Genomic DNA, 22,281 nt, shown 5'->3' on the forward strand with positions numbered 1-22,281 from the left:
GGCCCGGGATGAGGGCACCTTCGTAGAGGTCGCCCACCGAGGCGCCGAGCTGGTCGGCAAGGATGATGAGCACCAGCGACGGCGGGATGATCTGGGCCAGCGTGCCGGAGGCCGCGATCACGCCTGTCGCGACGGGCTTCGAATAACCGTAGCGCATCATCACCGGCAGCGAGATGAGCCCCATCGCGAGCACCGAGGCGGCGACCACGCCCGTGGTGGCGGCGAGCAACGCACCCACGAACACGACGGCGTAACCGAGGCCGCCGCGCAGGCTGCCGAAGAGCTGGCCGATGGTGTCGAGCAGGTCCTCGGCCATGCCGCTGCGTTCGAGGATCAGCCCCATGAAGGTGAAGAACGGGATCGCCAGCAGCGTCTCGTTCTCCATCTGCTGGTAGAATCGGTCCGGGATCGCCGCGATCAGGTTGAACTGCAGCACGCCGAGTTCGACGCCGATCAGATAGAAGCCGAAGCCGACGGCGGCCAGCGAGAAGGCGACAGAGTAGCCGAGCAGCAGCACGACCACCAGGGCGGCGAACATGATCGGCGCCATGTTCTCGATCAGGAACTGCGTCATGCGGACGGACCTTCAGGTTCGGGGAAGCCGGCTCAGAGAGGGTCGGCTTCGTGGCCGTGCGCTTCGACGATGTCGGGGATGCGGCCCGACAGGATGGCGATCCGCTTGATCAGTTCGGACAGGCCCTGCAGGCCGAGCAGGAAGAAGCCGGCCGGGATCAGCGCCCAGACCGGCCAGCGGATCAGGCCACTGGCGTTGCTCGACATCTCGCCGCTGGCGAATTTGTCCGCCGCAATCGGCCAGGAGTACCGGATGGAGATGACGCAGAAGGGCAGCAGGAAGAAGATGGTGCCGAAGATCTCGATCCAGATCTGGGTCCGCCGCGACCACCGGCCATAGATGATGTCGACCTTGACGTGCTCACCCTTCAGCAGGGTGTAGCCGGCGGCCAGCAGGAAGACGGCGGAGAACAGGTACCATTGCAGCTCCAGCCAGGCGTTGGAGATGATCGAGAAGGATTTGCGCAGGATGGCGTTGCCGGCGCTGACCAGGATGGCGACAAGGACGAGCCAGGATACGGATCGTCCCACCCAGCCATTGATGGCGTCGATGATGCGGCTGGCCCCCAGCAAAACCCCCATCTCTCCCCCTGTTCTTCGTTCTGCTTGGATTCTGCAGATTGGATCGGTGCAATCGTCTTCGAAAATCAGAGTCGCGAAATATCAGCTTTCGCCGGCAAGACCAACCGCCGATTCACGACAAGGCTTCGCCCGGTGCCGGAAATCGGCACAACGGCATCATCATGGGGATGGCAGGGGCTTCAACCTTCGAGGTCGAGCGCCATCCAGCCATTGTCGGTCAGGGATTCCAGCGGCTGGAACCGGGCCTTGTAGGCCATCTTCTGGCTCTGGGCGATCCAGTAGCCGAGATAGACATGGTCGAGGCCACGCAGCCGCGCTTCTTCCACCAGCGCCAGGATGACGTAGGTGCCGAGGCTGCGCTGCGGCACGTCGGGGTCGTAGAAGCTGTAGACCGCCGATAGACCATCCTCCAGCACGTCGACCAGGGCTGCGGCCTGCAGCCGGCCGCGACGGTCGCGGAATTCGATCAGCGCGGCACTGCCGCTGCCTTCCTCGATCATGCTGCCGTAATCGGCCCGCGACATCCGGGCCATGTCGCTGTCCCCGTGCCGATGCTGCTGATAGCGCAGGAACAGCGCGAACTGCTCATCGGTGCCGACCGGGAGGGCGGCCTGGCGGCTGAGATCCAGATTGGCATTCCAGGCCCGACGCATGCTGCGGCCGGGGACGAAGCGCGCAACCGGGATGCGCACCGGGACGCAGGCGCGGCAGCCGGGGCAGACCGGCCGGTAGACAATGTCGTGGCTGCGCCGGAACCCGGCCTGCGACAGGGTGGTGTTCAGCGCTCGGGCGTCGCCGCCGTTCAGCCGGGTGAACAGCTTGCGCTCGACGCGGCCGGGAAGGTAAGGGCAGGGCAGCGGGCCTGACCGGTAAAAATGCTGCAGACGACCGAGCGTGCCGTCGATGACGGACATCAAAGGCTCCTGGGTCGAGGCACGCGCCTCACTCCCCATACTGGATCACAGTGCGGGGTTGTCAGCAAGCGACTCGCAGCGGTGCCTCGACTCCGGCCGTAAACCAGCCAGTTCAGGCCCCGACGTCGCTCAGCAGCTTGGCCGGGAAGCCCTCCGCCGTCAGCTTGCCGATGATGACCTCGACATGGGCGCGGTCGCGGGTTTCGACCACCACGTCGATGTCGGCGCGCTTCACCGGGATCTGGAAGAACAGGCGCTGATGATAGGTCTCGATGATGTTGCCGCCGGTGGTGCCGATGATGCCGGAGATCCGGCTCAACACCCCGGGCACGTCTTCGATCTCGATCCGCAGCCGGGCGATCTGGCCGTTGCGGACCAGGCCGCGCATCAGGATCGACGACAGGATGCGCGGGTCGATGTTGCCGCCGCAGACGACGACGCCGACGCGCCGTCCGGCGAAGCGCTCGGGGTTGGCCAGCATGCCGGCAACGCCGGCGGCGCCGGCGCCCTCGGCCACCAGCTTCTGCTGGGTCAGCAGCTGGTGCACGCCCTGTTCCAGCATCGTCTCATCGACCGTGACGATCTCGTCGACCAGTGCTGCGATGATCGGGCGGGTCAGCAGGCCGGGGCTCTTCACCGCGATGCCCTCGGCGATGGTGGCGCCGCCATAGATGCCGGTGCGGCCGGCCACGGCGTCGCTCATCGAGGCATACAGCGCGGCCTCGACCCCGGTGATGCGGATCTTTGGATTGATCGAGCGGGCGGCGATGGCGATGCCGGAAATCAGCCCGCCGCCGCCGATCGGCACCACCAGGTCGTCCAGGTCGGGCACATCGGCCAGGATCTCCAGCCCGGTCGTGCCCTGGCCGGCGATGATGTAGGGGTCGTCATAGGGGTGGATCAGGGTCAGCCCGTCCGAATCCACCAGCTTGCGGGCATGGCCCATGCTGTCGTCCAGGGTCTGGCCGGTCAGCACCACCTTGGCGCCGTAGCCTTCGGTCTTTGCCACCTTGGTGAAGGGGGTGAAGGTCGGCATGACGATGGTCGACGGGATGCCGAGCCGGGTGGCGTGATAGGCGACGCCCTGGGCATGGTTGCCGGCCGACATGGCGACGACGCCGCGCTTGCGCTGCGCTTCGTCGAGCGACCGCAGCTTGTTGTAGGCGCCCCGGTCCTTGAACGACCCGGTGCGCTGCAGCGTCTCCAGCTTCAGGAAGATCTCGCAGCCGAGCAGGCCTGACAGCTGCGGCGCCGCGATCATGGGCGTGCGGACGACCTGGCCGACCAAGGCGGCGGCGGCGGCGTGGATGTCGTCGATCGAGACCGGCAGCGTGGCGGAAGTCATCTGGGCCTGCTCTGAAACGTCAAGGGCGCGGTTGCAGGGTCGTCAACGACGCCCCCGCGGCGGTGAGATCACCCTCGCCACCTGACAACGTCAAGTACTGTCCGTCTCGCCAATTCGCGACCAGGTCTCCCCAATGCGGCGACAGCGGGTTGCCGGACTGGCCGGTCGCGATCATGAAATGCGATCGCGAACGGTCGCCGAGGTCGTAGACGGCGCGGTAGCCGGCGCCATGCGTGTCGGCGAATGGGGTCTCGGGATCGCCGATCGTGGTGTTGCCGCGGTTCAGCGTGTAGGGCCCGCCATCGGTCGGCGTCGCCAGCGAGATCAGGCCGGCGACGACAGGCACGCGCGACAGCACCTGGTCGGCCAGTGGCGCGACATGGGCATCGCCCCAATGCCAGTTACCGATGTCGGTGCCATAGCGCTGCGTCAGCGCCGCCAGCGTGTCAGCCAGCGTGCCGCGCAGCAGGGCCTGGCAGTCTGCAGGGGGCGCCGCAGTTGCCGGGCCGCACCAGGACGGGTCGTGGATCAGGATGGTCTTCAGCACCGACGGATGCAGCCCGAAGTAGCCCTCGGCCAGGGGCCCGAGCGGCGGGTCGAACACAGCGTGGGCGAAGCGGCGCAGCCATTCCATGTACAGCAGCGGTTCCGGCCGGGTCCGGTCCATCCGCTGGTCCCAGCCGCGCAGCCGGTCCAGCGCTGCCGCCATGCGGTCGTCGGCCGGCTGGATCGCGGTCATCAGCGGCAGCAGGTCGCGCGCCTCAAGCGTCAGTGTATCGGCCTGCATCGCCAGGTTGCGCTCCAGCGTGACCGGGCCGTCCTGGCCCAGCATCTCGGCGATCCGGCGGGCGCGGTAGGGCTCGTCATAGGATTTGCCGATGTAATAAGGGTAGTCCGGCCCGACCAAGGCGTTGTTGGCGTTGGAGATCGCGCCGGTTGGTGGGTTCAGCGCCTGCGGCAGGGCCTCGAACGGGATCATGCCGGTCCAGTCCTGGGCGCCGGTGGCGCCATCGCCCGGCAGGTTGCCGGTGCCGGATTTGCGGATCGGGATGGCGCCGGGCGTCAGGAAGCCGATGTCGCCGGCATGGTCGGCAAAGACGACGTTCTGGATCGGGGCGCGATAGAACCGCATCGCCACCAGGAAGCTTTGCCAGTCGCTGGCCCGGTTGAGGCTGTAGAGCGCCTGGGCCGAGGTGTCGCCGGGCGCCAGGGCGGTGAAGGCGAGGGCGGCGACCTTGCCGCTGCCGGCCAGCTTGGCCATGTCGGGGTCGAGATCGGACAGCACCGGGCCATGCCGGGTGCTGCGGATGGTCAGCGTCACCGGGTCGCCGCCTGATACACCGATGGTCTCGGTCCGGCTTTCGAAGGCGGCGTTGCCGTCCGGCGTCAGGTACCGCTGCGGGTCGGCGGGGTCGACCGTCTCCAGGAACAGGTCCTGCACATCGGCGCCGGTGGTGGTGAAGCCCCAGGCGATCTGCCGATTCTGGCCCAGGATGGTCAGTGGCACGCCGGGCACGGTGGCGCCGGTGACCGACAACGTCGGCGTCTCGATCCGGGCCAGGTACCACAGGATCGGCGCGCTCAGCCCTAGCTGCGGGTCATTGGCCAGGAACGGTGCCCCGGTGGACGTGCGGCCGGGCCCGACCACCCATTCGTTTGACGCCGTGCGGGGGCCCAGCGGCGGTGGCAGCGCCTGCGCCAGCCCGGCCAGCATCGGCGTCGCCTGGTCCAGGGCGGCGAGGGTGGTCGGCGTCAGCGTGCCGAGATCCGGGAACAGGGTGCGGGTGCGATCCGGCCCCAGCCGCGCGATCATCTGCACCCGCTGGATCTCGTCGACATAGTTGCCGGAGAGCTGCAGCGCCATCAGCTTGCTCCAGACCAGCGTGTCGGCCGGGCGCCAGGGTTCTGGCCGGTCGTGCAGCAGGTAGAATTGCGGCGGCAGGGCGCCGTCATGGCCGGAAATCCAGGCATTCACGCCGGCGGCGTAATGCTCCAGCGCCGCACGCGTGTCGGGCGACAGGGCGGCGAAATCGGCCTCGGCCAGGCGGTAGAGGCCGAGCGTGCGCATCATCTTGTCCAGCTTCAGCGTCGCCGGCCCGACCAATTCGGACAGCCGGCCAGCGCCGACGCGACGCTGCGTCTCCATCTGCCACAGCCGGTCCTGGGCGTGCAGGTACCCCAGGGCGAAATACGCGTCGCCGTCGGTCTGGGCGAAGATGGTCGGGATGGCGTGGGCATCACGATAGACCCGGACCGGGGCGGACAGCCCGTCCAGCGCGATGGTGCCCGATTCGGCGGGCAGCCCGGTGCGCAGCCACCAGAAGCCGGCACCGACGAGAGCGACGACGAGCAGCAGCAGGCAGGCCAGCGCAATGCCGACGCGACGGACCCATTTCATCGGCACACTCTCCACGTCACGCATCCCACGGCAGGCAGCTTATAATTATCTTTCCGAACCGGGGCGAGGCGCCATGGCGGCGCAAGCCCGATCTGCGGCAATGGGTTGCGCTTCGGTTAAATTTTGGGCGGTGCCCTCCCGGGGCTAGGCAAGCCGTCCGCCCTGCCTAGATCATGCAGTCCGTGCCGCGCGGCGGCGGGGCCTGAGCCAGGGGAACAGCGCGCTGATGGAATCCTTCGCCGACGCCCTCGACATGGTGACCGCACTCCGCCCCGAGGAGCCCGTGTTCTGCCTGCGCCCGAAGGTGCTGGCTGAGACGGCGGGGCGGTTCATCCGCGCCTTTCCCGGCACCGTGATGTATGCGGTCAAATGCAACGACCATCCGGCCGTCCTGGCCGGGCTGCACGCCGGGGGCATGAGCGACTTCGACGTCGCCTCGCTGGCCGAGATCGAGGCCGCGGCGGCGCTGCCGGGCGCTGTCCTGCACTACATGCATCCGGTGAAGAACCGGCGGTCGGTGGAACTGGCCTATCATCGCCACGGCGTCCGCAGCTTCGCCCTCGACCATGAGGCGGAGCTGGCGAAGATCCTGGCCGTCACTGGCGATGCCCAAGACCTCACTTTGGTGCTGCGCGTGGACATGCCGCGCTTCGATTCGGTCTGCGACCTCTCGGGCAAGTTCGGGGTCGAGGCCGATGCCGCGCCGGCGCTGCTGCGCCGCATCGTTGCCAGCGGCAACCGCGCCGGCCTGACCTTCCATGTCGGATCGCAATGCCTCGACCCGCATGCCTATGAGAGCGCCCTGGCGATCTGCGGCGGCATCCTGGCCGCGGCCGGGGTGCCGGTCCCGGTGATCGATGTCGGCGGCGGGTTCCCGACCGCCTATGTCGGCAGCGAGCCGCCGCCGCTCTCCACCTATATCGCCGCGATCCGGGCCGGGCTCGCCCGGCTGCCGCCGGATCCCGATCGAGCCGTGTTCTGCGAGCCGGGGCGGGCGCTGGTGGCTGAGGCCTGCTCGCTGGTGGCGAAGGTCGAATTCCGGCGCGACCAGCGCCTCTATCTGAACGACGGCGCCTATGGCAGCCTCGCCGACATGAAACTGTTCGGAACCGTCTATCCGGTGCGGCTGCTGCGCCCGGGCGGGGCCAGCCGCAAAATGGAGAGCTTCGCCTTGTACGGTCCGACCTGCGACAGCTACGACAGCCTGCCCGGCAGCTCGCTGCTGCCCGACGATGTGCGTGAGGGCGACTGGATCGAATTCGGCCAGATCGGCGCCTATTCCAACGTGCTGCAGACCCGCTTCAACGGCTTCGAGGCGCAGCGCTTCATCGCGGTCGATGACGACGCGCTGCGGCCCGCCGGCCGGAAGGCGGCCTGAGATGGAACCGGTGTCCCAGCGCTTCCTCGGCCTCGGTCTCGGCGGGTTCCACCATCTCGCCTATGTCGAATGGGGGACGGACCAAGGCCTGCCGCCGGTGCTCTGCATCCATGGGCTGACGCGCAACGGCCGCGATTTCGACGATCTGGCGCAGGTGCTGGCCGGTGCCGGGCGGCGGGTGGTGTGCCCGGATGTGGTCGGGCGCGGCCGCAGCGACCGGCTGGCCAACCCGGCCCTGTACGGCTATCCGCAGTATCTCGGCGATGCGACGGCGCTGATCGCCCGGCTCGATGAACCGGTCATCGACTGGGTCGGCACCTCGATGGGCGGGCTGATCGGCATGATGCTGGCGGCCCAGCCGAACACGCCGATCCGGCGGCTGGTGCTGAACGATGTCGGGCCGTTCGTTCCCAAGGCGGCGCTGGAGCGGATCGGCTCCTATGTCGGCCTCGACCCGGTCTTCGCCGACCTCGCGGCGCTGGAGGCACATCTGCGCCGGGTGCACGCGCCGTTCGGCCCGCTGACCGATGCGCAATGGGCCCATCTGGCCCGGCACAGCGCCCGCCAGCGGCCGGACGGGACACTCGGCCTGGCCTATGACCCCGGCATCTCGGCGGCCTTCACCGGCACGCTCAACGATGTCGATCTCTGGGCGCTCTGGGGCCTGATCCGATGCCCGATCCTGGTGATCCGCGGCGCGGAATCGGACCTGCTGACGGCCGAGACCGCCGAGCGCATGGCGGCGCGGCCGGGCACCACGCTGCTGACCATCCCCGGCTGCGGCCATGCCCCGGCGCTGATGGACCCGGCCCAGACCGGGCCGATCCGCGACTGGCTGGCCAGTTAGAGAGTCTCTTAGCGCGTCAGTTCGGCCGCATCGACGGCGCCGTAGGTCAGCACGCCTGCGGCGCCGGCGCGCTTGAAGGCGATCAGCACTTCGAGCAGCGCCTTTGGATAGTCCAGCCAGCCGCGCTCGGCTGCGGCCTTGAGCATCGCGAATTCGCCGCTGACCTGGTAGGCGAAGGTCGGCACGCCGAAGCCGTCGCGCACGCGGCGGATGATGTCGAGATAGGGCAGGCCCGGCTTGACCATCACCATGTCGGCGCCCTCGCGCAGGTCGAGCTCGACCTCCCGCATCGCCTCGTCGCTGTTGGCCGAATCCATCTGGGAGGTCTTTTTGTCGCCGATCAGCACGCCGGTTGACCCGACGGCATCGCGGAACGGCCCGTAGAAGGCCGAGGCGTATTTGGCCGAATAGGCCATGATCTTGACGTCCTGGCGCCCGGCGCCGTCCAGCGCCGCCCGGATCGCGCCGATGCGGCCGTCCATCATGTCGGACGGCGCCACGATGTCGGCCCCGGCCTCGGCCTGGACCAAGGCCTGGCGCACCAGGATCTCGATCGTCTCGTCGTTCAGGACACGGTCGCCCTGCAGCACCCCGTCATGGCCGTGGCTGGTGAAGGGGTCGAGCGCGACATCGACCATGATGCCGAGATCCGGCACTGCTGCCTTGATCGCCGCCGTGGCGCGGCAGATCAGGTTGCCCTCGCGGCAGGCCTCGGCCCCGTCGGCGCTGCGCAGGGCGCGGTCGATCATCGGGAACAGGGCAATGGCGGGAATGCCGAGGTCGCGCGCCCGCTTGCAGGCCTCGACCGCGCCGGGGATGTCGAAGCGCTCGACCCCCGGCAGCGAATCGATCGGTTGTCTTTTGTCGCCCTCGACGACAAAGAGCGGCCAGATCAGGTCGCCGGGCCCCAGCCGATTCTCGGCCACCAGCTCGCGAATCCACCCGTCGCTGCGCAGGCGGCGCAGCCGCGTGGTCGGAAAGGCGCCGGGAAAAGCAGGGCGGGACATTGTGACACTCTGCGGCTACGATCGGGTGGCGCGCACTCTAGGACGAGCCCCCGGCCGGAAACAACCTGGTGCGACGGCCCGTCACGCGCGTATCGCCTCGATGTGGAAGGTTATTTGCGAGGGAAGGGTTGATAACTTGGTGCGGCCGGGTCAAAAATGTCGCTTGACCAATTCGGGTGCATCGATCTGTCACGAATTCGTGCCGAATCCACCGTAAATTGAGGCGAAGTCTGGCTGTTCTGTTGGTGCTTTCGTTCTGGACGATTTTGTCTAAAGTGGCTTTAACAGTGGTGGAACGGCCGTCTAGATAGTACAAGACGCCAGTAGGTTGGAGGTCTGAATGCATCATCCCTATTACCGCATGACGGCGCTGATAGAGCGGCTGCATCGCTGCTTTCTGGATGTGGTAAAGGTGGAGCTGGACCGCTTTGGCGTCCAAGACATCAACAACGTCCAGAGCTTGATTCTGTACAATATCGGCATGGACGAGTTGACGATCGGCGAGCTCACCGCCCGCGGCTATTACCTTGGATCCAACGTTTCCTATAACGTCAAAAAGATGGTCGAGAACGGCTATCTCGCGCAGGAGCGGTCGCAGCATGACCGGCGTTCCACCCGCGTGCGGCTGACCACCAAGGGCCAGGCGCTGCGCAGCCGGCTGGAGGTCATGTTCGGTCGGCAGGCGGATGCGCTTGATAGCACCGGGCTGCATGGCGGCGATGTCGAGACCCTCAACGCCACGCTGCGCCGGCTCGAAGGCTTCTGGTCCGGCAATCTGGCCTATGCCCCGGACCAGCCGGTGACCAGCGCCGCCTGACACGGCGGCTCAAGGACGAATCAAAAAGGCGCGCCCTTCCGGGGCGCGCCTTTTTGTTTGAGCCAGGGCGTCCCCCGAGGGGACGCCCTTTGTTCTTCAGAACGCCGCGATACCGGTCTGGGCCCGGCCGAGGATCAGGGCATGCACGTCGTGCGTGCCCTCATAGGTGTTCACCGCCTCCAGGTTCATGACGTGGCGGATGACGTTGAACTCGTCGGCGATGCCGTTGCCGCCGAGCATGTCGCGCGCGGTGCGGGCGATGTCGAGCGACTTGCCGCAGTTGTTGCGCTTCATCAGGCTGATCGCCTCCGGCGCCGCCTTGCCTTCGTCCTTGAGCTGGCCCAGCCGGTGCGCCGAGATCAGGCCGAGGGTGATCTCGGTCTGCATGTCGGCCAGCTTCTTCTGGATCAGCTGGGTGCCGGCCAGCGGCCGGCCGAACATCTTGCGGTCCAGCGTGTACTGGCGCGCGATGTGCCAGCAGGCTTCGGCGGCGCCGATAGCGCCCCAGGCGATGCCGTAGCGCGCATTGTTGAGGCAGCCGAACGGCCCCTTGAGGCCCTTGACGTTGGGCAGCAGGTTCTCGGTCGGGACGAACACCTCGTCCATCACGATCTCGCCGGTGGTCGAGGCGCGCAGTGAGAACTTGCCCTCGATCTTGGGCGAGGAAAGCCCCTTCATGCCGCGATCCAGGATGAAGCCGCGGATGTCGCCGGCGTCGTCCTTGGCCCAGACCACGAAGACGTCGGCGATCGGCGAATTGGTGATCCACATCTTGGCGCCGGACAGGCTGTAGCCGCCGGAGACGCTGCGCGCCCGCGTCGTCATCGAGCCCGGATCCGATCCGGCATTGGGCTCGGTCAGGCCGAAGCAGCCGACGATCTCGCCGGTCGCCAGGCGGGGCAGGTACTTCTGGCGCTGCTCCTCGGTGCCATAGGCATGGATCGGGTGCATCACCAGGCTGGACTGCACCGACATGGCGGAGCGATAGCCGCTGTCGACGCGCTCGACCTCACGCGCGATCAGGCCGTAGCAGACATAGTTCACGCCGGCGCAGCCATAGCCGTCGATGGTCGAGCCGAGGAAGCCCAGCTCGCCCATCTCGGTCATGATCTCGCGATGGAAGATCTCGTGCCGGTTGGCCTCGAGCACGCGCGGCTGCAGCTTTTCCTGGCAATAGGCGCGCGCCGCATCGCGCACCATGCGCTCCTCCTCGGTCAGGAGATCCTCGAGAAGGAGAGGATCCTCCCAGTTGAAGGCGGCGCGACCGGCGCCGTGCGCCGGCTGGGCAGCCGCGACGGAGGAGGCAGTCATGACGAACTCCGGACTGACAGTAAAAAACGGAGCCGCATATGAGCACAGGGGGCAGGGGGCCGCCAGTCCCGGTGTCCCGATCGCGAAGCCCGATACCTCGGGCTTCGCGGGAACTGGGCTGTCAACGTATTGAGTCGAATGTGATTTCAGGGTTCGACGTTCGAGGCACGCTGTGCCCCGAACGTCAGAAACACGACACTCGGGCGGATATCTTCGGCCGCCCGGGATGTCCCGATCAGCCGCGCTTGCCCTTGGCGGTGCCGGTGCGCGCCCGGCCGAGGCCGATCTTCTTGGCGAAGGCCGAACGCTGTTCCGCATAGTTCGGCGCGACCATCGGATAGTCGGCCGGCAGGCCCCATTTGGCGCGGTAGTCTTCCGGAGACAGATTGTAGGTCGTCCGCAGGTGCCGTTTCAGCATCTTCAGTTTCTTGCCGTCTTCCAGACAGACGATGTAGTCCGGCTGGATCGAACGCTTGATCGGCACGGCCGGCTTCGCCAAGGCGGGAGCCGACTGGGCCGTCGGGGCCGAACCCACGCCGCTCAGGGCGTCGTGGACGGCGTGGATCACCGCACCGAGTTGATCGGTCGGAACGGTGTTGCGCGAAATATAAGATGTGACGATCTGCGCCGTCATCTGGACCAGGCCGCTATTGCTGCGACCGTCCGTATCTGCCGCATCCTCCATTGTTCAAATCCTTTTCTTTGTGTCGTCAACAGCGACAACGAGGTCGCATCTGATATGGCGTATGTCAACGTGAATGCGAGAATACTATCTATTCTGCAACCCCAGGCTGCGGCCATAAATTGCCGACCCTGTACCAGTAGAGATTGAGCCATGTTCCGGCTCACGCTCCAGCACAAAATATGCAAAGGTCGCCCGCCCCCGAAGCCGATCGAAGTACCATGACCGACGCTGCCAAGACTGTCGCCATTGCCGCCGATCATGCCGGCTATACCCTGAAGGACCAGCTCCGGCCGGAGATCGAGGCTTTGGGCTTCACCGTGCTCGACCTCGGCACCAACGGGCCGGAGCGGGTCGACTATCCGGATTTCGGCCACGCCGTGGCCCGGGCCGTCGGTGACGGCCGGGCGGCGCGCGGCCTTGTCGTCTGCGGCACCGGCATCGGTATTTCGATCGCCACCAACCGCCATGCCGGCATTCGTGCGGCGCTTTGCCACGACGTCACGACGGCCCGGCTGTCGCGCCAGCACAACGATGCCAACGTGCTCGCGCTCGGGGCCCGAATCATCGGCTTCGAGACTGCCAAGGACTGCCTTGCCGTGTTCCTGTCCACCGATTACGAAGGCGGACGGCACGGCGACCGTATCACCAAGATCGACGTGCCCACCGCCTGACCCAGGATGACCTGCCCATGAGCTCCCTCGACACCGCTGCCCAGTCTGCCGCCACCGAATCCCTGTTCACCGCCCGCCTGGCGGACACCGATCCGGCGGTGCTGCGAGGTATCCGGGACGAGCTGAAGCGCCAGCAGACGCAGATTGAGCTGATCGCCAGCGAGAACATCGTCTCGCGCGCCGTGCTCGAGGCCCAGGGCTCGGTCCTGACCAACAAGTATGCCGAGGGCTATCCGGGCCGCCGTTACTATGGCGGCTGCGAATTTGTCGACGTGGTCGAGCAGCTGGCGATCGAGCGTGCCTGCAAGCTGTTCGATTGCGCCTTCGCCAACGTCCAGCCGCATTCCGGCGCCCAGGCCAACCAGGCGGTGTTCTTCGCCCTGCTGCAGCCGGGCGACACCGTGCTCGGCATGTCGCTGGCCGCCGGCGGCCACCTGACCCACGGCGCCGCGCCGAACCAGTCCGGCAAGTGGTTCAACGCGGTGCAGTACGGCGTCCGGCGCGAGGATGCGCGGATCGACTATGACGAGCTGCAGCGCCTGGCGCTGGAGCACAAGCCGAAGCTGATCGTCGCCGGCGGCTCGGCCTATCCGCGGATCATCGACTTCCCGCGCTTCCGCCAGATCGCGGATTCGGTCGGCGCCTATCTGATGGTCGACATGGCGCATTTCGCCGGCCTGGTCGCCGGCGGCGTCCATCCCAGCCCGCTGCCGCACGCCCACATCGTCACCACCACGACGCACAAGACCCTGCGCGGCCCGCGCGGCGGCATGGTGCTGACCAACGACCTCGACATCGGCAAGAAGATCAACTCGGCCGTGTTCCCGGGCCTGCAGGGCGGCCCGCTGATGCATGTCATCGCCGGCAAGGCGGTGGCGTTCGGCGAGGCGCTGCGTCCGGACTTCAAGCTTTATGCCAAGTCGGTGGTCGACAACGCCAAGCTGCTGGCCGAGACGGTCCGCTCCGGCGGGCTGGACATCGTCTCCGGCGGCACCGACACGCATCTGATGCTGGTCGACCTGCGGCCGAAGAAGCTGACCGGCAAGGCGGCCGAGGCCGCCCTTGAGCATGCCGGCATGACCTGCAACAAGAACGGCGTGCCGTTCGACCCGGAGAAGCCGACCATCACCTCCGGCGTCCGCCTCGGCAGCCCGGCGGCGACGTCGCGCGGCTTCGGCCTGGCCGAGTTCCGCCAGATCGGCGAAATGGCGGTCGAGGTGCTGGACGGCCTGGCGGCGAATCCGGACGACAACTCGGCGATCGAGAAAGCGGTCCGCGCCCGGGTCGAGGCGCTGTGCGCCCGGTTCCCGATCTACCAGGACCTCTGACCCGACTCCTTGCCTGTTGAAGGGCTGGAAATGACCCGGTCCTGCAACCGATAGATTGTGGTTCGCCCACAACGGATGGTATCCATTCGCTGTGGGCGAAACCATTTCCGGGGGGAGCGATGCGCTGTCCATTCTGTGGCCACGACGACACCCAGGTGAAGGACTCCCGGCCCACCGAGGACAACTCCGCGATCCGACGCCGACGCTTCTGCCCGGCCTGCGGCGCCCGCTTCACCACCTTCGAACGGATCCAGCTGCGCGAGCTGACCGTGATCAAGTCGACCGGCCAGCGCGAGCCGTTCGACCGCGAGAAGCTGCTGCGCTCGATGCGCATCGCCCTGCGCAAGCGCGACATCGACATCGAGCGGCTGGAGCGGATCGTCAACTCGCTGGTCCGCCAGCTCGAAAGCTCGGGCGAGAGCGAGATCCCGTCCAAGGCGATCGGGGAGATGGTGATGAAGGCGCTCAGCGGCGTCGATAAGGTCGCCTATATCCGCTACGCCTCGGTCTACCGGGACTTCCAGGAACCGGGAGCCTTCAGCGATTTCGTCGATCAATTGCGCGGCGAGCGACCCTGACCGGCGCAAGAGTTTGTGTGGTTTCACTGGAAACCACACTGTTCTCGTCATAGGGTGCCGGCCATGTTCAGTGGCATCATCACCGATGTGGGGCGCGTCGCGGCGATCGAGCGGCGAGGCGACACCCGCTACATCATCGAGACCGCCTTCGACACCGCCACGATCGAGATCGGCGCGTCGGTCGCTCACAATGGCGTCTGCCTGACCGTGATCGAGACGGAACCAGGCCGGTTCGCCGTCGAGGCTTCGGCCGAAACCCTGTCGCGCAGCACGCTGGGCGACTGGACGGTCGGCACCGAGATCAATCTCGAACGCTCGCTCAAGCTCGGCGACGAGATCGGCGGCCATCTGGTCTACGGCCATGTCGACGGTGTCGGCGAGATCGTCGAGCGCCGGCCCGAGGGTGATAGCGTCCGCTTCACCATCGAGGCGCCGGCGGCGCTGGCCGACTACATCGCCTCCAAGGGTTCGATCGCGATCGAGGGTGTTTCCCTGACGGTCAACGAGGTCGAGGATACGCCTTCGGGTTCCTGCCGCTTCGGCGTCAACATCATACCGCACACGCAGTCATGCACGACCTTTCGAAGCTTAAGCACGGCTCGTCGCGTCAACTTGGAGATCGACATGCTGGCGCGGTACACGGCGCGCCTGCTGCGCGGTCGCAAGACGGGCGGCTGAGTCCGGACGACCAGGCCCTTCTCTCGCCGATCGAGGAGATCGTCGAGGAGGCGCGCCAGGGGCGGATGGTCATCCTCGTCGATGACGAGGACCGGGAGAACGAGGGCGACCTCGTGATCCCGGCGCAGATGGCCGATGCCGAGGCGGTCAATTTCATGGCGCGCTACGGCCGCGGCCTGATCTGCCTGGCCATGGAGCGCAAGCGGATCGACGAGCTCGGCCTGACGCTGATGACCCGCAGCAACGCCTCGCGGCACCAGACGGCATTCACCGTGTCGATCGAGGCGCGCGAGGGCATCACCACGGGCATCTCCGCCGCCGACCGGGCGCGGACGGTGGCGGTGGCGATCGATCCGGCCTGCGGCCCGGCCGACATCGCCACCCCCGGCCATGTCTTCCCGCTGGTGGCGCGCGACGGCGGCGTGCTGGAGCGCACCGGCCACACCGAGGCGGCGGTCGACATCGCCCGCCTGGCCGGGCTGGCCCCGGCCGGCGTGATCTGCGAGATCATGAACGACGACGGCACCATGGCCCGGCTGCCGGACCTGGTGAAGTTCGCCCAGTTCCACAACCTCAAGATCGGCACCATCGCCGACCTGATCGCCTATCGCCGCTGCCAGGAATCGCTGGTCGAGCGCAAGCTCGAGACCACGATCCGGAGCCGCTTCGGCGGCGACTGGAAGATGATGGTCTACGTCAACACCGCGCGCTATGCCGAGCATGTCGTGCTGGTGAAGGGCGATGTCGCCGGCGACGACCCGGTGCTGGTCCGCATGCATGCGCTGAACGTGCTGGACGACGTGCTCGGCGACGTCCATGGCGACAGCGCCGGCATGCTGCATGGCGCGATGGAGACGATCGGCCGTGAGGGCAGGGGCATCGTGGTGCTGATCCGCGAGCCGCAGCCCGACAGCCTGAGCGAGCGCCTGAAGCGCCGGCTGGAAGGCACGCCGTCGAAGGAAAGCGGGCACGAGCTGCGCGACTACGGCGTCGGCGCCCAGATCCTGCTCGACCTCGGTATCAGCAACCTGATCCTGCTGTCCAACCACCCCCGCACCATCATCGGCATCGACGGCTATGGCCTGACTGTGGTTGAACAGCGCGCCATTGCCGACATTGCGGGGGCCGGCACCACGGCGGCCGGCGCCCAGGAGGACTGACATGGTCGCCAAGACCGAGACGCGACCGGTATCCTTCACCGGTCCCGCGCCGCACATCATGATCGTCGAGGCGCGCTTCTACGAGGACATCACCGACGAGCTTGCGCGCGGCGTCGTCGCGGTGCTGGACCAGATCGGCGCGACCTATGAGCGCTTCGCCGTGCCGGGTGCGCTGGAGATTCCGGCGGCGGTGCAGATCGCGGCGGCCTCGGGCCACCGGTTCGACGGCTATGTTGCGCTCGGCTGCGTCATCCGCGGCGAGACCTCGCATTACGACACGGTGTGCAACGAGAGCGCCCGCGGTCTGCAGGATCTGGCGCTGCGCCATGGCCTGGCCATCGGCAACGGCATCCTGACGGTCGAGACCGAGGCCCAGGCCTGGGCCCGTGCCAAGGTCGACGAGATGGACACGGGTGGCGGCGCCGCCCGGGCGGCGCTGGCGATGATCGAACTCACGCGGCACTTCCAGCCGCGTCAGGCCTGACGCCATGTCCACGCAGAAACCCTCGAAGCCCTCCGCCAAGGCCCGCCGCGGCGCAGCCCGCCTGGCCGCCGTCCAGGCCCTGTACCAGATCGACCAGTCCGGCACGCCACTGGACAAGGTGATCGCCGAATTCGCCCGCCACCGCTTCGGCGAGCCGATCGACGGCGAGGCGATGGTCGAACCCGATGCGCCGCTGTTCGGCGAAATCGTCCGCGGCACCCGCATCCGCAGCGAAGAGGTCGATGCGCTGGTGTCCGGCGCGCTCGATTCGCAGTTCTCGCTGGCGCGGCTCGACCTGCTGCTGCGCTGCGTGATGCAGGCCGGCGCCTGGGAATTGCTGGCCAACCTGCATGTCCCGGCGCCGATCGTGATCTCGGAATACGTCAACGTCGCCCGTGCCTTCTTCGGCGGCAAGGAGCCGGCGATGGTGAATGCGGTGCTCGACCGCATCGCCCGCGAGCGGCGGCCGGGCGAGACCGGCACCGCCAGCGCCGACTGACGAATCGGCCAAAAGCCATGGGCCTCGGGGAGTTCGAGCGCATCGCGCGGTTTTTCAAGCCGCTGGCGCAAGGGATGCCCGGGGCGCTGGATCTGGCCGACGATGCCGCGCTGCTCGATCCCGGCCCCGGCCGCGACCTCGTGGTCACCACCGATGCGATGGTCGAATCGGTCCATTACCTTGCCGGGGAAGACCCGGCGCGGCTGGCGCGCAAGCTGCTGCGGGTGAACCTGTCGGACCTGGCCGCCAAGGGCGCCACGCCGCTGGCCTACACCCTGACCACGGCGCTGCCGCCGCAGCCCGACGAGAGCTGGATCGCCCGCTTCGTCGAAGGGCTGGCGGCGGACCAGGCGGAATTTGGCATCGGTCTGCTCGGTGGCGATTCGGTGAAGACGCCGGGGCCGGCGATGCTATCGGTCACCGCCTTCGGCACGGTGCCGCGGGGCGCGATGCTGCGCCGCGCCGGCGCCAGGCCGGGCGATGATCTCTATGTCAGCGGCACGCTGGGCGACGGTGCGCTGGGCCTCCGCGCCGCCCGCGGTGAGCTGGCCGGGCTGGCGGCCGATGCGGTCGAGGCGCTGGCATTGCGCTATCACCTGCCGCAGCCGCGGTTGCGGCTGGGCCGCGCGCTGCTCGGCCTCGCCCATGCCGCGATGGATTTGTCGGACGGGCTGCCTGGCGACCTGCCGCACATCTGTGACGCCTCCGGCGTCGCCGCCGAGGTCGAGCTGGCACTTCTGCCGCTGTCCGAGGCCGCCCGCGCCGCGATCGCGGTCGACTCGGGGCTGCAGGCGATGGCCTGGGGCGGCGGCGACGATTACGAGCTGCTGTTCAGCGCCCCCGCCACGGCCCGGGCCGCGATCGAGGCCGCGGCCGGGGCCGCAGACACGCCAGTCTCCCGAATCGGCCGCATCACGGCTGGGCAGGGGGTTCGCCTGCTGGATCCGGCCGGCCGGCCGGTCGAAACGCTGCAGGGCTGGCAGCATTTCTGACGGCCGCGAGAGCCTGTCGATGGTCTTTACTGGGCCCGATTTATGGCCGGAACCTGCCGGACTTTTGACATAAAGCAAAAATATTTCACGCGCATTGCCCTGTCCTTCCTGCTCTGGCATCGTTTCGACGCAAAAGAAGCGGAGCCGGCCTGAACCGGGCCGGCGCGTCATCAACAGGGGCGAGGGACTCAGGAATGGTGTCAGCGGTCCTTGTCTTCGTGCTGCTCTGCGGCCTAGGCGCATTGGCCTATGGCGTGTGGGCGTCACGAAGCGTGTTGTCGGCCAGTCCGGGCGATGCCCGAATGCAGGCCATCGCCGCCGCGATCCAGGAAGGCGCGGGCGCCTATCTGAACCGGCAGTATCTCACGATCGGCGTGGTCGGCGTTGTCATCGCCATCATCGTCTCGCTGCTTCTCTCCATCTCCGTCGGCATCGGCTTCGTCATCGGCGCGGTCCTGTCGGGCGCGGCCGGCTATGTCGGCATGAACATTTCGGTGCGGGCCAATGTCCGCACCGCCGAAGCCTCACGCCAGGGCCTGGCCGCCGGCCTCGCCATCGCCTTCCGCTCCGGCGCCGTCACCGGCATGCTGGTGGCCGGCCTGGCGCTGATCGCGGTCGCCGGCTACTACTCGATCCTGCTCCTGTCCGGCGCCAGCGGCCGCAGCCTGATCGACCCGCTGGTCGCGCTCGGCTTCGGGGCCTCGCTGATCTCGATCTTCGCGCGTCTCGGCGGCGGCATCTTCACCAAGGGCGCCGATGTCGGCGCCGACCTGGTGGGCAAGGTCGAAGCCGGCATTCCGGAGGATGATCCGCGCAACCCGGCCGTCATCGCCGACAATGTCGGCGACAATGTCGGCGACTGCGCCGGCATGGCCGCGGATCTGTTCGAGACCTATGCCGTCACCACCGTCGCCACCATGGTGCTGGCCTCGATTTTCTTCGCCCAGCTCGGCACCGTGATGTCGAACATGATGCTGTATCCGCTGGCGATCGGCGGCATCTGCATCCCGGCCTCGATCATCGGCACCTTCTTCGTCAAGCTCGGCCCGTCGAACAACATCATGGGGGCGCTGTATCGCGGCTTCGTGGTCTCGGCCGCGCTGTCGCTGGTCGGCATCCTGCTGGTGACCTGTGTGGTGATCGGCTTCGGCGGCCAGTACACCGTCGGCGGCGCCACCTTCAGCGGCCTGTCGCTGTTCCTGTGCGGCGTCAGCGGCCTGGTCGTCACCGGCCTGCTGATTTGGACCACCGAATACTACACCGGCACCAATTTCCGCCCGGTCCAGTCGGTCGCCCAGGCCTCGACCACCGGCCACGGCACCAACGTGATCCAGGGCCTCGCGATCTCGATGGAATCGACGGCGATCCCGGCGCTGATCATCTGCGCCGCGATCATCGTCACCTACCTGCTGGCCGGACTGTTCGGCATCGCCATCGCCGTCACCAGCATGCTGGCCCTGGCCGGCATGGTCGTGGCGCTCGATGCCTATGGTCCGGTCACCGACAATGCCGGCGGCATCGCCGAGATGGCGGATCTGCCGGCCGATGTGCGCGTCACCACCGATGCGCTCGACGCCGTCGGCAACACCACCAAGGCGGTCACCAAGGGCTATGCCATCGGTTCGGCCGGCCTCGGCGCGCTGGTGCTGTTCTCGGCCTACACCTCGGACCTGAACTTCTTCATCAGCAGCCCGGCCGAGCATCCCTACTTCCAGGGTCTCGTGCTCGATTTCTCGCTGGCCAACCCCTACGTCGTGGTCGGCCTGCTGATTGGTGGCCTGCTGCCATATCTGTTCGGCGCGATGGGCATGACCGCGGTCGGCCGCGCCGCCGGATCGGTGGTGGAGGAGGTGCGCCGCCAGTTCCGCGAGAATCCGGGGATCATGGAAGGCACCAGCCGGCCGGACTACAAGCGGGCGGTCGACATGCTGACCAAGGCCGCGATCCGCGAGATGATCGTGCCATCGCTGCTGCCGGTGCTGGCGCCGATCGTGCTGTATTTCGTGATCGAGGCGATCGCCGGCCGCTCGGCTGCCTTCTCCTCGCTCGGCGCGATGCTGCTCGGCGTCATCGTCACCGGGCTGTTCGTCGCCATCTCGATGACCTCGGGCGGCGGCGCCTGGGACAACGCCAAGAAGTACATCGAGGAAGGCAACCACGGCGGCAAGGGCTCGGACGCGCACAAGGCGGCCGTGACCGGCGACACCGTCGGCGACCCCTACAAGGACACCGCCGGCCCGGCGGTGAACCCGATGATCAAGATCACCAACATCGTCGCCCTGCTGCTGCTGGCGATCCTGGCGCACTGATCGCGCCGCGCACGACAAAAGCCCCGGCGCCGTGAGGCGCCGGGGCTTTCTCTTTGCCGCTCAGGCCGGCTTAGTTGCCGCCGTAGCCGCCGCCGGCGCCGGATCCCGCGGCCCCGCCGATGCCCGCCTGGCGGGTCGGGTTGGCGGTCGCGGTGCCGCCGTCGTTGTTGAACCGGCCGATATTGCCCAGGAACTGCTCGAGCACGCCGATGCGCCGGCCCAGGGTCGGGGTTTCCCGCGACACCAGCGCCACCTGCTGGGAATCCGCGAGATTCACTTCCTTGATATCGGTCAGCGTGCTGCTCGTCGGGTCGAATTGCATGCGCAGGACCCGGCGCTGCGTCACCTCCGGCGGGAAGAACGCAACCGTCTCCACCCGCTGGCCGATGTAGTACCAGATGTTGTCGTCGAAGGTCGAAATCGTGGTCGGTGACCCCAGAATCGTGGACACATCGGCCTTGGTGCTGGTGCCGGTGTGGACCTGCTCGAGCCGGTAATCCTCGACGAGGTTGCCGCGCGTTGCCACCCGCGGTGTGCAGCCCGAGACCGCCGCCGCCACGAGCAGGCCGGCCACCATGGTCCGGACAACCCTTGCTCTTTCCGTCATCGCCTCATATCTCCGCGCCCAACATTCGCTTCGCGTCGCAGGCTTCCCTCTAGCACACCACTTCAAGCTCGACCAATATTGCGCTTCCTTTCCGCAAAACCGATCGGTCCCGTGCTCTCAAAGCTGCTCACCCGCCATCGCCACCAGCGCCTGGCCGCGGAACTGTACGTCAAGCTGGTCGAACAAGCGCGCAGCCCGGCCTTCTACACCGTCTGCGGTGTGCCGGATACGCTGGATGGCCGGTTCGAGGCGCTGGCCCTGCATGCCTTCCTGGTGTTCCACCGGCTGAAGCGCGAGGACCAGCCGGCGCGGGACCTGGCCCAGGCGCTGTTCGACCACATGTTCGCCGACATGGATCTGAGCCTGCGTGAGATCGGTGTCACCGATTTCAGCATCGGCAAGAAGGTGAAGGCGATGGGGCGCGGCTTCTACGGCCGCATCGTCGCCTATGATCATGCCCTGGAGGCCGAGGATCCGCTGGAGCTGGAATCGGCCCTGCGCCGCAATCTCTACGGCACGGCCGAGCCCGAGGCGGGGCAGGTGAGGGCGATGGCCGGCTATCTGCGCCGCGAGGTGGCCGGCCTGGCCGCGCAGCCCGTGGATTCATTCCTGGCCGTGTCGCCGCGATTCGGCGCGGCGCCCGAGGCGGTGGAGGCCCTGTGATGACGAACACCCCCGAATTCAGCCGCGAGGTCGGCGTCCGCTCCCTCCCGCGTGGCGGCAAGACCCTCGCCATCGATGCGAATGCGGAGGAGCGGGCCGCGCTGGCGCGCCGCTTCGGGCTGATCGCCCTCGACGATCTCAGGGCGAAATTGACCCTGACACCCGGGCGCGGCGACACGGTCCTGGTCCGCGGCACCCTGTCGGCGGCCGTGGTCCAGCGCTGCGTCGTGACGCTGGAGCCGCTGCCGGCGGCGATCGTGGACGAGATCGAAGCGGTCTTCGCCGATGGCGAAGACCGCCATGACGTCCCGGAGATCGAGGTCGATCCCATGGCTGCGGAGGTCGAGCCGCTGGTCGGCGGCCGCATCGACCTGGGAGAGCTGGTGGCGCAGCATCTGTCCCTCGCTCTCGATCCCTATCCGCGGTCGCCCGACGCGCCGCCGCCCCCGGCCGAG

The 22,281-nt window shown here is 67.6% G+C and carries 23 protein-coding genes; 14 read left to right on the plus strand and 9 right to left on the minus strand.

The features are described 5' to 3' along the window. The 5 genes from AC3XYG_RS31060 to AC3XYG_RS31080 form a co-directional block, all read right to left on the minus strand. A partial coding sequence (locus tag AC3XYG_RS31060) for a TRAP transporter large permease subunit (RefSeq protein WP_489143750.1) occupies positions 1–574 on the minus strand: 574 nt, incomplete at its 3' end. Positions 575–606: 32 nt separating this feature from the next. Then, positions 607–1,155, minus strand: a complete 549-nt coding sequence (locus AC3XYG_RS31065; protein ID WP_489143751.1) for a TRAP transporter small permease subunit — start codon at positions 1,153–1,155, stop codon at positions 607–609. Between the two features lie 179 nt (positions 1,156–1,334). Further along, the gene (locus AC3XYG_RS31070) at positions 1,335–2,069 is read right to left on the minus strand and encodes an arginyltransferase (protein WP_489143752.1); all 735 of its coding nucleotides are present in this window, start codon (positions 2,067–2,069) and stop codon (positions 1,335–1,337) included. 112 nt (positions 2,070–2,181) lie between these two features. Next, positions 2,182–3,414, minus strand: coding sequence for a threonine ammonia-lyase (locus AC3XYG_RS31075; RefSeq protein ID WP_489143753.1), 1,233 nt, complete (start codon positions 3,412–3,414; stop codon positions 2,182–2,184). Positions 3,415–3,433: 19 nt separating this feature from the next. Then, positions 3,434–5,812 (minus strand): penicillin acylase family protein, encoded by a 2,379-nt coding sequence (locus tag AC3XYG_RS31080; protein ID WP_489143754.1) that lies wholly within the window; start codon positions 5,810–5,812, stop codon positions 3,434–3,436. A 226-nt stretch (positions 5,813–6,038) separates the two neighbouring features. Between AC3XYG_RS31080 and AC3XYG_RS31085 the strand changes: the two genes are divergently transcribed. Next, positions 6,039–7,190: a type III PLP-dependent enzyme domain-containing protein gene (locus tag AC3XYG_RS31085; protein WP_489143755.1), complete on the plus strand. Its 1,152-nt coding sequence runs from the start codon at positions 6,039–6,041 to the stop codon at positions 7,188–7,190. Between the two features lies 1 nt (position 7,191). Continuing rightward, positions 7,192–8,037 (plus strand): alpha/beta fold hydrolase, encoded by an 846-nt coding sequence (locus AC3XYG_RS31090; protein ID WP_489143756.1) that lies wholly within the window; start codon positions 7,192–7,194, stop codon positions 8,035–8,037. An 8-nt stretch (positions 8,038–8,045) separates the two neighbouring features. Here AC3XYG_RS31090 and hemB read toward each other — a convergent pair whose 3' ends face one another. Further along, positions 8,046–9,044, minus strand: a complete 999-nt coding sequence (hemB, locus tag AC3XYG_RS31095; protein ID WP_489143757.1) for a porphobilinogen synthase — start codon at positions 9,042–9,044, stop codon at positions 8,046–8,048. Positions 9,045–9,384: 340 nt separating this feature from the next. Here hemB and AC3XYG_RS31100 point away from each other — a divergent pair, with 340 nt between their 5' ends. After that, entirely contained in the window at positions 9,385–9,861 is a 477-nt protein-coding gene (locus AC3XYG_RS31100; RefSeq protein ID WP_489143758.1) for a MarR family winged helix-turn-helix transcriptional regulator, read from the plus strand. A gap of 96 nt (positions 9,862–9,957) precedes the next feature. On the opposite strand, the gene AC3XYG_RS31105 is transcribed toward AC3XYG_RS31100, so the two are convergent. After that, complete coding sequence (locus tag AC3XYG_RS31105) at positions 9,958–11,172, minus strand: acyl-CoA dehydrogenase (protein WP_489143759.1); 1,215 nt, start codon at positions 11,170–11,172, stop codon at positions 9,958–9,960. 235 nt (positions 11,173–11,407) lie between these two features. After that, on the minus strand, positions 11,408–11,857 hold the full coding sequence (locus AC3XYG_RS31110; protein ID WP_489143760.1) for a Ros/MucR family transcriptional regulator: 450 nt from the start codon (positions 11,855–11,857) through the stop codon (positions 11,408–11,410). A gap of 218 nt (positions 11,858–12,075) precedes the next feature. On the opposite strand from AC3XYG_RS31110, the gene rpiB reads away from it, so the two are divergent. The 9 genes from rpiB (at position 12,076) to AC3XYG_RS31155 (ending at position 20,556) form a co-directional block, all read left to right on the plus strand. Continuing rightward, positions 12,076–12,528, plus strand: a complete 453-nt coding sequence (rpiB, locus tag AC3XYG_RS31115) for a ribose 5-phosphate isomerase B (RefSeq protein ID WP_489143761.1) — start codon at positions 12,076–12,078, stop codon at positions 12,526–12,528. A gap of 17 nt (positions 12,529–12,545) precedes the next feature. Further along, positions 12,546–13,856 carry a serine hydroxymethyltransferase gene (gene glyA, locus AC3XYG_RS31120; RefSeq protein ID WP_489143762.1) on the plus strand — a complete coding sequence of 437 codons (1,311 nt, stop codon included), beginning with the start codon at positions 12,546–12,548 and terminating at the stop codon, positions 13,854–13,856. A 119-nt stretch (positions 13,857–13,975) separates the two neighbouring features. Then, positions 13,976–14,434 carry a transcriptional regulator NrdR gene (nrdR, locus tag AC3XYG_RS31125; RefSeq protein WP_026870463.1) on the plus strand — a complete coding sequence of 153 codons (459 nt, stop codon included), beginning with the start codon at positions 13,976–13,978 and terminating at the stop codon, positions 14,432–14,434. Positions 14,435–14,497: 63 nt separating this feature from the next. Beyond that, positions 14,498–15,112 (plus strand): riboflavin synthase, encoded by a 615-nt coding sequence (locus AC3XYG_RS31130; RefSeq protein ID WP_489143763.1) that lies wholly within the window; start codon positions 14,498–14,500, stop codon positions 15,110–15,112. After that, positions 15,109–16,272: a 3,4-dihydroxy-2-butanone-4-phosphate synthase gene (ribB, locus tag AC3XYG_RS31135; protein ID WP_489143771.1), complete on the plus strand. Its 1,164-nt coding sequence runs from the start codon at positions 15,109–15,111 to the stop codon at positions 16,270–16,272. Before AC3XYG_RS31130 ends, ribB begins: the two co-directional genes overlap by 4 nt. 1 nt (position 16,273) lies before the next feature. Beyond that, positions 16,274–16,756, plus strand: coding sequence for a 6,7-dimethyl-8-ribityllumazine synthase (locus AC3XYG_RS31140; RefSeq protein WP_489143764.1), 483 nt, complete (start codon positions 16,274–16,276; stop codon positions 16,754–16,756). A gap of 4 nt (positions 16,757–16,760) precedes the next feature. Further along, on the plus strand, positions 16,761–17,255 hold the full coding sequence (gene nusB / locus AC3XYG_RS31145) for a transcription antitermination factor NusB (RefSeq protein WP_489143765.1): 495 nt from the start codon (positions 16,761–16,763) through the stop codon (positions 17,253–17,255). A gap of 17 nt (positions 17,256–17,272) precedes the next feature. Beyond that, the gene (thiL, locus tag AC3XYG_RS31150) at positions 17,273–18,247 is read left to right on the plus strand and encodes a thiamine-phosphate kinase (protein ID WP_489143766.1); all 975 of its coding nucleotides are present in this window, start codon (positions 17,273–17,275) and stop codon (positions 18,245–18,247) included. Between the two features lie 194 nt (positions 18,248–18,441). Then, positions 18,442–20,556: a sodium-translocating pyrophosphatase gene (locus AC3XYG_RS31155; RefSeq protein ID WP_489143767.1), complete on the plus strand. Its 2,115-nt coding sequence runs from the start codon at positions 18,442–18,444 to the stop codon at positions 20,554–20,556. Between the two features lie 70 nt (positions 20,557–20,626). On the opposite strand, the gene AC3XYG_RS31160 is transcribed toward AC3XYG_RS31155, so the two are convergent. Further along, complete coding sequence (locus tag AC3XYG_RS31160) at positions 20,627–21,163, minus strand: outer membrane protein assembly factor BamE (RefSeq protein WP_489143768.1); 537 nt, start codon at positions 21,161–21,163, stop codon at positions 20,627–20,629. 111 nt (positions 21,164–21,274) lie between these two features. Between AC3XYG_RS31160 and AC3XYG_RS31165 the strand changes: the two genes are divergently transcribed. Next, positions 21,275–21,826, plus strand: coding sequence for a ubiquinol-cytochrome C chaperone family protein (locus AC3XYG_RS31165; RefSeq protein WP_489143769.1), 552 nt, complete (start codon positions 21,275–21,277; stop codon positions 21,824–21,826). Further along, positions 21,826–22,281, plus strand: a 456-nt coding sequence (locus AC3XYG_RS31170) for a YceD family protein (RefSeq protein ID WP_489143770.1), incomplete at its 3' end; no start/stop codon positions are given. The genes AC3XYG_RS31165 and AC3XYG_RS31170, both read left to right, overlap by 1 nt.

The sequence above is a fragment of the Inquilinus sp. genome (assembly GCF_057815775.1).